The following is a 4,015-nucleotide window of genomic DNA, read 5'->3' as shown; positions in this document are numbered from 1 at the left end:
TCCGTTCCGGACTGTCCAACGCCAGGCTCGAGGCCATCAACAACAAGATCAAGACCACCATCAAGATCGGCTACGGCTACCGCAACCTCGACAACCTCATCAGCCTCGTCATGCTCAAATGCGGAGGACTTGACCTCCAACTCCCCGGACGCCAATAACCAGAAGGCCGGACCAGTGCTCCACACCCACACAAACACCCGAAGAGCCGGATTTTTGCGCGTCCCCGCGAGCGGCAGCGAGTTGGCGGTGGGCGGAGCAGATAAGCACGTCGGCGCGGTGGTGCTCCCGCATGTGCTGAGCGTGTTGTAGTGCATCGCGCTCAGCACAGCTAGCGCTCTGCGTTATTGAGAATCAGGACTTCCCAATGGCAAAGGCCGGGCCAGACCCGGCCCGGCCTTCTGTTTGCCATGAATAGGAGGCAGAAATGAACAACCGGAAGAAACAGGGTTCATGCAAACCCGATTGGACGTGGGTTGTCATAATGATGGTTATGGTAATCCTCGCGGTTCGCGTCCCGGAGACGTGGACCGCGGCGACATGCGTCGGTGTCATCAGCATCGTCGCATTGCTGTGCAGTCGTAAGTAACGCATGCGCTCCGGCTTCGCCCTCATCCTGCGAAGCCTCTTCTCGTTGCTTACGGGATTCACTATACCGTATTGCTGCGAACGGCTGATGCATTGGAAACTTCATTGCCGATGCGATCCGTGCGTATTGATTGTGGCGTGTGCGTTGATGGTGACTAAGCCTGCCCGGTGGCCATTGAAAGCGTATGTGCAAGTTGGTCGATGCCGATGATGCGGATGGTGATTCGTCAGACGATAAAAATTGTTTACAGTGTGAGGTAACCTAGGATGGCTGTATGGCGCGGCATGTCTGGCGGCGACTGAGGCCTTGGTGGGGCGGATACGCTCGAGTCGGGTAGTGGGGTCGCTTGCAAAGCGGGTGAACGCCGTTCGCGATTATGTATGACGCGCTGCCGGGATTACAGGAGAATGGAAGGCGATATGGGCTTTGAGGATGAGGCGGTCCACGAATTGTGGACCACGGTATGGGGCCATAGGTCGGCGATGCAGCGCGAGATGATGCGCGGCGCGCACGGCGAGGCGTTCGCTATCCGTCAGCTGGCCCATGTCGGCACCATGACCCCCTCGCAGCTGGCCGATTCCATGCATGCCACCTCCGGCCGCGTCTCCACACTGCTGGCCGCCATGGAGAAAAAAGGTCTGGTGACGCGCGAAGTGGATCCCAACGACCGGCGTGTGGTTCGTGTGAGCCTTACTGACGCCGGCCGCGAGCATGGGCGCCGCGACATGCAGGAGATGCGTGATGCCGTCTGCTGGATCTTCTCGCAGATGGGGGAGCGCAGAACTCGCGAATTCCTTGACCTCTCCCGCGAATTCATGACCTACATGTCGATTTGCCGTCCGGGAAAGCCGCGTCCCACGCCGGAAGAAGTGCGGGCCGCGTTCGAGAAGCGCGATCGGCAAGTCGGGGCTGAGGAGGAGCAGCGCGGGCGTGCGGCTGATGCTCGTCGAGGATTGTAGCGGCGGGAATGGCTCGAAGGAAAGTCGCTTCGCCGCCTAATGGACAGCGCGGCTCGGGCTCTGACTCGGGCTCCTGCGGTGAAAGCCTTCCCGGGGCCGTCTGGGAGGATTCGGTAGACGGTTTGTCGGTGGCTTCATCGCGCGCCTGGGTGCGCGCGGCTTCACCGTGTGGTTCGCGTTCGCGCAAAGAGAAATATGCGGAGTCCAGAAGCCTTTGTCGTTGCCACGCGTAATATCTTACACTGTAAGTAATTCAATAACGGAAGATAACTTGCTGGGGCCGTAGGCCTGTGTGCCAATGCCCGGCAATGCTCAACCGATGTAATACACAACCGATGCTTGGCCGACAGCCAAGCCGGCAATAAGAATCAGCAAGCCAAGCAAAACACCAAGCAAACACAGTCCAATGCAAACCAAAAGAATCTAATCAAACAAACAATCCAATCCAAACCAATCCAACCAACCCAAGGGGAAACCAATGCTTCGCATCCTGAAATACCTCTCCAAAGCGGAGATCGGTCAGATGCTCATCGCCCTGGTGACCATCGTCGGGCAGATCTATCTCGACCTGAAGCTGCCCGACTACATGTCGGACATCACCAAGCTGGTCGAAACGCCGGGCAGCGCCATGTCGGACATCTGGATCGCCGGCGGCAAGATGCTGCTCATCTCGCTCGGCTCCGTGGCATGCGCAGTCGTGACCGGATTCCTGTCCGCGCGCGTCGGCTCGTCGTTCACCCAGCGCCTGCGCTCGCTGGAATTCCGTCAGGTCGAGTCGTTCGGCCCGGCCGAAATGAGCCGACTCTCCACCGCAAGCCTCATCACCCGCTCCACCAACGACATCACGCAGATCCAGATGTTCATCACCATCGGCCTGCAGCTCATCGTCAGGTCGCCGATCATGGCCGTGTGGGCGGTGGCCAAGATCGCGAACGAAGGCTTCGAATGGACGCTCGCCACCGGCATCGCCACAGCGTTCCTGCTGGGCGCGGTCGCCATCATGATGGCCATGGTCATGCCCAAATTCAAGGCCATGCAGGCTCTCACCGACAACATCAACCTCGTGGCGCGCGAGAACCTCACCGGTCTGCGCGTGGTCCGCGCCTACAACGCCGAGGACTATCAGGAGGCCAAATTCACCAAGGCCAACCGCGACCTGACCGAAACCCAGCTGTTCACCAATCGCGTTATGGCGTTCATGATGCCGCTGATGAACACCGTGATGAACGGCCTCATGCTCGCGGTCTACTGGATCGGCGCCTACCTGATCGACGCGGCCGCGCTCACCGACAAGCTCACCTTGTTCTCCAACATGGTGGTGTTCTCCAACTACTCCGTGCAGGTGATCATGAGCTTCCTGCTGATGAGCATGGTGTTCGTGCTCTGGCCGCGCGCCGACGTGTCCGCGCAGCGCGTGCTCGAAGTGCTCGACACCGAACCGCTGGTCAAGGACGGCCGCGAATCCGCCGCCGAGAAAGCGCTGGAAACCGCCGCGCGCGGCACGGTGGAATTCCGCAACGTGAGCTTCGCCTACCCCGATTCGCGCGAGGCCACGCTCGAAGGCATCAGCTTCACCGCCGAGCCCGGGCAGACCGTGGCGTTCATCGGCTCCACCGGCTCCGGCAAGTCGTCGCTCATCAATCTGGTACCCAGGTTCTATGACGCCACCGGCGGCCAGGTGCTGGTCGATGGCGTGGACGTGCGCGACTACGATGTGAAGACCCTGCGCGACAAGATCGGCTACGTGCCACAGCAGTCGGTGCTGTTCAAGGGCACCGTGGCCTCCAACGTGAGCTACGGCGACGATGTGCGGGGCGAGTCGGCGGATGTCGAAATGGCTGATACCTCCACCATCGCCGGCCGTAAGCGCGAGGCCGCGTTGATCGCCGCCGGCAAAGCTGCGGAAAGTGCCGATATGCCGGCCGAGCAGCTGAATCGTATCAAAGCGGCGGCCGATGTGGCACAGGCCAGCGAATTCGTGGATCGCATGGACGGAGGGTATTCCGCCGCGATAGCCCAGGGCGGTTCGAACGTGTCCGGCGGTCAGAAGCAGCGCCTGTCCATCGCGCGAGCCGTCTACCGTCACCCGGAAATCCTGATCTTCGACGACTCGTTCTCCGCGCTCGACTTCAAAACCGACCGCGAAGTGCGTGACGCGCTCGCCCGCGAGGCCAAGGATTCCACCAAGCTCATCGTGGCCCAGCGCATCGGCACCATCATGAACGCCGACCATATCGTCGTGCTCGACGACGGCAAGGTCGTCGGCCAAGGCACCCACCGCGAACTGCTGAAGACCTGCGAGATCTACCGGCAGATTGCCGAATCCCAGCTCAGCCAATCGGAGCTTACTGCGTAAGGGCTACTGCCGTTCAAAGACCTCCCTCTGATGAGGGAGGTGGCATCGCGAAGCGATGACGGAGGGAGAGACGGCGGCTAGTGAATCTCTCCCCCCAGTCAGCTTCGCTGACAG

General features: G+C 60.6%; 3 protein-coding genes. All 3 read left to right on the top strand.

Annotation, left to right across the window (positions count from 1 at the left end; translation table 11 throughout):
• The first annotated feature begins 11 nt into the window (after positions 1–11).
• The 3 genes from BREU_RS12550 to BREU_RS10355 all read left to right on the top strand — a co-directional run bounded on the left by BREU_RS12550 (position 12) and on the right by BREU_RS10355 (position 3,901).
• Positions 12–158: a transposase gene (locus tag BREU_RS12550; protein ID WP_269147454.1), complete on the top strand. Its 147-nt coding sequence runs from the start codon at positions 12–14 to the stop codon at positions 156–158.
• A gap of 847 nt (positions 159–1,005) precedes the next feature.
• Entirely contained in the window at positions 1,006–1,545 is a 540-nt protein-coding gene (locus BREU_RS10360) for a MarR family winged helix-turn-helix transcriptional regulator (protein WP_044090628.1), read from the top strand.
• Positions 1,546–2,023: 478 nt separating this feature from the next.
• Entirely contained in the window at positions 2,024–3,901 is a 1,878-nt protein-coding gene (locus BREU_RS10355; RefSeq protein WP_044090630.1) for an ABC transporter ATP-binding protein, read from the top strand.
• Positions 3,902–4,015 lie beyond the last annotated feature (114 nt).

It is taken from the genome of Bifidobacterium reuteri DSM 23975 (assembly GCF_000741695.1).
GTDB classification, from domain to species: Bacteria; Actinomycetota; Actinomycetes; order Actinomycetales; family Bifidobacteriaceae; genus Bifidobacterium; species Bifidobacterium reuteri.
This window is presented reverse-complemented; position numbering and strand designations above follow the sequence as displayed.

Bases quoted from the DNA above. Each gene is read 5' to 3' on its own strand.
- BREU_RS10360 (WP_044090628.1), top strand. From the start codon at position 1,006: ATGGGCTTTGAGGATGAGGCGGTCCACGAATTGTGGACCACGGTATGG.
- BREU_RS10355 (WP_044090630.1), top strand. From the start codon at position 2,024: ATGCTTCGCATCCTGAAATACCTCTCCAAAGCGGAGATCGGTCAGATG.